This window comes from Mycobacterium sp., assembly GCF_035653355.1.
Classification (GTDB): domain Bacteria; phylum Actinomycetota; class Actinomycetes; order Mycobacteriales; family Mycobacteriaceae; genus Mycobacterium.
Genome location: NZ_DASRBZ010000602.1, coordinates 1 through 5,230 on the forward strand (window position 1 = coordinate 1; position 5,230 = coordinate 5,230).

Sequence of the window (5,230 nt, forward strand, 5' to 3'; positions counted from 1 at the left end):
AGGCCTGCGAAAACGAGCTGTCGGCAGCGCTGGCGATGGTCGACCCGGCGGCGCTGCCGTCGGCCTTGGTCGCCGAGCTCGCCGACGCCGAGGCGCGGGTGCTGTTGGCCCGCCGCTTCCACAACGACGCGGTGCGTGACACGTTGGCGCTGCGCGAGCGGCCGATGGTCCGGCTGTTGCGGCTGGGTGGGACGGCGCCGCTGCCAACGTATTTCGAGATCGCCGAGCGCTCCCACCCGGTCGGCCATGCCGCCTACGGCGTGTCCAGCCGGCGCACGTCGGCGCGGGTCGTGTTGCTCGACGACGACGGCGCGGTGTTGCTGTTGTGTGGATCAGACCCGGCGATCACCGACGGCAGCGCGCCGCGGTGGTGGTTCACCGTGGGCGGCCAGGTGCGGCCCGGCGAGCAGTTGGCGGAGGCCGCCGCGAGGGAACTGGCCGAGGAGACCGGGCTGCGGGCCGACCCCGCCGACATGATCGGACCGATCTGGCGGCGCGACGCGGTCTTCGACTTCAACGGCTCGGTGATCGACAGCCAGGAGTTCTTCTTCGTCTACCGCACCCGCCGATTTGAGCCGACCATCGCCGGGCGGACCGAGTTAGAGCGCCGCTACATCCACTGCGCGCGGTGGTGTACCGCCGCCGACATCGCCGAGCTGGCCGCCGCCGGCGAGACCGTCTACCCGCTGCAGCTGTCGGAGCTGCTCGCCGACGCCAACGCGCTGGCCGACCGTCGCGCACCCCAACCACAGCCCCAGCTGCAGTCCATCCGCTGAGGTCTCCCGGTGCGCTAGGCCACCGGCCGTCGCAAATACCGGTTTGCCGCCCACCACTAAACTGGGTTGACACCAGTTAAAAGGAGATCAGCAGTGGATACCGCCGGTTCGTCGAACGGCCGCGGGCAGACCGGAACGGCGCGGGTCAAACGCGGTATGGCCGAGATGCTCAAGGGCGGCGTCATCATGGACGTCGTCACCCCCGAGCAGGCCCGCATCGCCGAAGGTGCCGGCGCTGTGGCGGTGATGGCGCTGGAGCGGGTACCTGCCGACATTCGCGCACAGGGCGGCGTGTCGCGGATGTGCGACCCGGACATGATCGAGAGCATCATGTCCGCGGTCACCATCCCGGTGATGGCCAAAGCCCGCATCGGGCACTTCGTCGAAGCCCAGATCCTGCAGAGCCTCGGCGTCGACTACATCGACGAGTCCGAGGTGCTGACCCCCGCGGACTACACCCACCACATCGACAAGTGGAAGTTCACCGTCCCGTTCGTGTGCGGTGCGACCAACCTCGGAGAGGCGCTGCGTCGTATCACCGAGGGCGCTGCGATGATCCGCTCCAAAGGTGAAGCCGGCACCGGTGACGTCTCCAACGCGACCACGCACATGCGCGCCATCACCGGCGAGATTCGCCGGCTGGGATCGCTTTCCGACGACGAGTTGTACACCGCCGCAAAGGATTTGCAAGCCCCCTACGAACTCGTCGTCGAGGTGGCCCGCGCAGGCAAACTGCCCGTCACGCTGTTCACCGCCGGTGGTATCGCCACCCCGGCCGACGCGGCGATGATGATGCAGCTCGGCGCCGAAGGCGTGTTCGTGGGTTCGGGCATCTTCAAGTCCGGCGATCCCGCCCAACGCGCCGCAGCCATCGTCAAGGCCACCACGTTCTACGACGATCCCGATGTGTTGGCCCGGGTATCGCGGGGGCTCGGTGAGCCGATGGTCGGCATCAACGTGGAGGAGCTCGCCGCGCCGCATCGCCTGGCCGAACGCGGCTGGTAAGAACGTTTCGTGTCGATCGAGCAGATCCTTGATCTCGAGCAACTCGAGGTCAACATCTATCGCGGCAGCGTGTTCAGCCCCGAATCGGGCAACTGGCAGCGCACCTTCGGCGGTCATGTCGCCGGCCAGACCCTGGTGTCTGCGGTGCGCACTGTCGATCCGCAGTTTCTGGTGCACTCGCTGCACGGATACTTCCTGCGGCCGGGAGATGCCAAGGCGCCCACCATTTTTATCGTCGAGCGTATCCGCGACGGCGGCTCGTTTTGCACCAGGCGGGTCAACGCCATCCAGCACGGCGAAACCATCTTCTCCATGTCGGCGTCTTTTCAGACCGACCAGAGTGGTATCGAGCATCAAGACGTGATGCCGTCGGCGCCGCCGCCGGACGACCTGCCGGGGCTGCAGTCGATGAAGGTGTTCGACGACGCCGGCTTTCGCCAGTTCGAGGAGTGGGACGTCCGCATCGTGCCGCAAGAGAAGCTGGAACGCCTGCCGGGGCTGGCGTCGCAGCAGCAGGTGTGGTTTCGGCATCGCGATCCGCTGCCCGACGACCCGGTCCTGCACATCTGCGCGCTGGCCTACATGAGCGACCTCACACTGCTTGGCTCGGCGCAGGTGATCCACCTCGAAGAACGCCACCATCTGCAGGTGGCGTCGCTAGACCACGCGATGTGGTTTATGCGGGCGTTTCGGGCCGACGAATGGCTGCTGTATGACCAGTCCTCGCCGTCGGCCTGCGGCGGGCGGTCGCTGACCCAGGGCAAGATCTTCAACCAGTACGGCGAAATGGTCGCGGCGGTGATGCAGGAGGGCTTGACCCGCTACAAGCGCGACTTCCGTGCGGCCGGCCAGTGACCCTACGGGTCGGCGTCCTGGCGCTGCAGGGCGACACCAGAGAGCACCTTGCCGCGCTGCGTGAGGCCGGCGTCGACGCGATCCCGGTGCGCCGCCGCAGTGAACTGGAGTCGCTGGACGGGCTGGTCATTCCCGGCGGCGAGTCCACCACGATGAGCCACCTGCTGCGTGACCTCGACCTGCTCGAACCGCTGCGCGCCAGGCTTGCCGACGGCTTACCGGCGTATGGAGCCTGCGCGGGAATGATCCTGCTGGCCAGCGAGATCCTCGACGCCGGTACGCGCGGCCGGGAAGCAGTTCCATTGCGGGCTATCGATATGACCGTGCGCCGCAACGCGTTTGGTCGTCAGGTCGATTCGTTCGAAGGCGATCTGGAGTTCGCGGGACTTGACGATCCGGTGCACGCCGTGTTCATTCGCGCGCCGTGGGTGGAGCGCGCTGGTGCCGAGGTTCAGGTGCTGGCCGAGGCCGCCGGTCATGTTGTCGCGGTGCGGCAAGGCCCCATGCTGGCGACGGCGTTTCACCCGGAGATGACCGGCGATCGCCGCATCCACCGGATGTTCGTCGACATCGTCAAGGGCGAGGCATGACTCTACTGCCGCCTCCTGTCACTCCCAGTCACTGACGAGATTCACTCCAGTTACTGGCGAAAGGGGGTATGGCGTGTTGCCCGCCTCCTAGCGATTAATTCGGCTAACAATCGCGATGAGGCGGGCACGTCGGTATATGCCGCCCTCGTGCCATCGCCCGGAATCCTGGCGATGGAAGCGCCGGCCGTCCACGTAGACTCGTCTGGCGAACTTTGGGAGCAACGACAAGAGGTAGTAGCGGATGAGCGGCCACTCCAAATGGGCCACCACCAAGCACAAGAAGGCGATCATCGATGCCCGGCGCGGCAAGAACTTCGCCCGGCTGATCAAGAACGTCGAGGTTGCAGCGCGCGTCGGGGGCGGTGACCCTGCTGGTAACCCGACGCTGTACGACGCGATCCAGAAGGCCAAGAAGAGCTCGGTTCCCAACGAAAACATCGAACGGGCCCGCAAGCGCGGCGCTGGCGAGGAGGCCGGCGGCGCCGACTATCAGACCATCACCTACGAGGGCTACGGCCCCAACGGGGTCGCGGTGCTCATCGAATGCCTGACCGACAACCGCAACCGGGCCGCCAGTGAGGTGCGGGTCGCGATGACCCGCAACGGCGGCACCATGGCCGACCCCGGCTCCGTGGCATACCTGTTTTCCCGCAAAGGCGTGGTCACGCTGGAGAAGGACGGCTTGACCGAGGACGACGTGCTGGCAGCCGTGCTGGATGCCGGCGCCGAGGACGTCAACGACCTCGGCGACAGCTTCGAGATCATCTCTGAGCCCAGTGACCTGGTGGCCGTGCGCACCGCGCTGCAGCAGGCCGGCATCGACTACGACTCCGCCGAAGCCGGGTTCCAGCCGTCGGTGACGGTCGCGCTGGACGCCGAGGGCGCGCGCAAGGTGATGAAACTGGTCGACGCGCTCGAAGACGCTGACGACGTGCAGAACGTCTACACCAACGCCGACATCCCCGACGAGATCCTCGCCCAGATCGAGGAGTGACGGCCGGCTTCGGCCCCGTCTACCCGATCGACGTTTGGCAGGCCGCCACGCGCACTTCTTCTGCAGAAAGTGGATTTCGGTGCACGCGGCGCGCTGTGTCGCTGCCCGAGGATGTCGGCCCCTCCCGCTAGTGTTATCGAACAGCCGTTCGGCGTCGAGGGAGCATGCGGTGCGCGTAATGGGAGTCGACCCCGGCTTGACCCGCTGCGGTCTGTCGGTCGTGGAGGGCGGGCTGGGCAGAAACGTGATCGCCCTGGATGTCGACGTCGTGCGCACACCCGCCGACGAGCCGCTGCCCCGACGGCTGCTGACCATTAGCGACACCGTCGAGCACTGGCTGGAGACCCATCACCCCGACGTCATCGCGATCGAGCGGGTGTTCTCCCAGCAGAACGTGTCGACGGTGATGGGCACCGCGCAGGCCGGCGGGGTGATCGCGTTGGCTGCGGCCAAACGCGGGATCGACGTGCATTTCCACACGCCCAGCGAGGTCAAGGCCGCGGTCACCGGCAACGGGGGCGCGGGTAAGGATCAAGTCACCACGATGGTCACGAAAATTCTTGCACTGCAAGCCAAACCGACGCCACCCGATGCCGCCGACGCACTGGCGCTGGCGATCTGTCATTGCTGGCGGGCCCCGATGATCGCCCGGATGGCAGCCGCCGAGGCCAAGGCGGCCGAGCAGCGCAAGAAGTTCGCCGCGAAAGTGAGGGCCGCCCGATGATCGCGTCGGTCCGCGGTGAGGTGCTCGAGGTGGCGCTCGACCACGCGGTGATTGAGGCGGCCGGGGTCGGCTACCGGGTCAACGCGACGCCGTCGACGCTGGCGACGCTGCGGCGCGGCAGCGAAGCGCGGCTGATCACCGCGATGATCGTGCGCGAAGATTCGATGACGCTCTACGGCTTTCCCGACATCGAGACCCGCGACCTGTTCTTGACGTTGTTGGGGGTCTCGGGGGTCGGGCCGAAGATCGCGCTGGCCACGCTGGCGGTCTACGACGCCGCAGCGCT

The 5,230-nt window shown here is 67.0% G+C and carries 7 protein-coding genes; all 7 read left to right on the top strand.

Features of this window, described 5'->3' with window-relative positions:
- Positions 1–776, top strand: a 776-nt coding sequence (locus VFA16_RS20940) for an NUDIX hydrolase (protein WP_324969671.1), incomplete at its 5' end; no start/stop codon positions are given.
- Between the two features lie 93 nt (positions 777–869).
- The gene (gene pdxS / locus VFA16_RS20945; RefSeq protein ID WP_414687779.1) at positions 870–1,781 is read left to right on the top strand and encodes a pyridoxal 5'-phosphate synthase lyase subunit PdxS; all 912 of its coding nucleotides are present in this window, start codon (positions 870–872) and stop codon (positions 1,779–1,781) included.
- Between the two features lie 9 nt (positions 1,782–1,790).
- Positions 1,791–2,636 (top strand): acyl-CoA thioesterase II, encoded by an 846-nt coding sequence (gene tesB, locus VFA16_RS20950; RefSeq protein WP_324969672.1) that lies wholly within the window; start codon positions 1,791–1,793, stop codon positions 2,634–2,636.
- Positions 2,633–3,226, top strand: coding sequence for a pyridoxal 5'-phosphate synthase glutaminase subunit PdxT (gene pdxT, locus VFA16_RS20955; RefSeq protein WP_324969673.1), 594 nt, complete (start codon positions 2,633–2,635; stop codon positions 3,224–3,226). The genes tesB and pdxT overlap by 4 nt, the downstream gene beginning before the upstream one ends.
- Positions 3,227–3,467: 241 nt before the next feature.
- The gene (locus tag VFA16_RS20960; protein ID WP_324969674.1) at positions 3,468–4,220 is read left to right on the top strand and encodes a YebC/PmpR family DNA-binding transcriptional regulator; all 753 of its coding nucleotides are present in this window, start codon (positions 3,468–3,470) and stop codon (positions 4,218–4,220) included.
- Between the two features lie 169 nt (positions 4,221–4,389).
- Positions 4,390–4,944, top strand: coding sequence for a crossover junction endodeoxyribonuclease RuvC (gene ruvC / locus VFA16_RS20965; protein WP_324969675.1), 555 nt, complete (start codon positions 4,390–4,392; stop codon positions 4,942–4,944).
- Positions 4,941–5,230, top strand: a 290-nt coding sequence (gene ruvA / locus VFA16_RS20970; RefSeq protein WP_324969676.1) for a Holliday junction branch migration protein RuvA, incomplete at its 3' end; no start/stop codon positions are given. The genes ruvC and ruvA, both read left to right, overlap by 4 nt.